Raw genomic sequence first — 509 nt, 5'->3', positions numbered from 1 at the left:
AGCACGGCGGCGATCTCCCCTCGCCTCGGCCTCACCCCGCGTTCCACCACCACCACGTCCCCATCCAGGAGGTACTCCGCCATGCTGTCCCCTTCCACCACGAGGGCGAAAAGGTTGGGTCGGCCGGGGATGGGGATGAGGCCCTCCACCTCCTCCAGGGCCTCCTCCAGGGGCCCCGCGGGAACCCTTCCCACCAAGGGAATAGCGAGGCCCGCAAGCAACCTCCCCTCTGGCGTGAGCTCCACGTGGGTGGGGCGGCCGTGCCCTTGGGGGTGGAGAACCACCAGGCCCTTCCGGGCCAGGGCCTCCAGGTGCTGGCGCACGGTCTGCGGCCGCAAGCCCAAGGCCCGGGTCAGGTCGTGGACCGTGGGGGAAAGACCGTTGCGTAAAAGCCGGGCGGCCTCCAAGAGAACTCGCTTCTGCCCTTGAGGTAACGAGTGTGTCATAGGTCCCTCTGATACCTGTTTTATAACAGGAAACCCGGAGTTGCAAGCCACCTGCCGCCCAGT

1 protein-coding gene is annotated in these 509 nt (G+C 67.0%); it reads right to left on the bottom strand.

Annotation, left to right across the window (positions count from 1 at the left end; all coding sequences use genetic code 11):
* The coding region (locus AC01Y6_RS11285) for a LexA family protein (protein ID WP_476671626.1) at window positions 1-407 on the bottom strand (407 nt) is incomplete at its 3' end.
* Window positions 408-509 lie beyond the last annotated feature (102 nt).

Source organism: Thermus sp., assembly GCF_056332225.1.
Note: the sequence above shows the minus strand (reverse complement) of the source record. Positions and strands in the feature narration are given on the sequence as shown.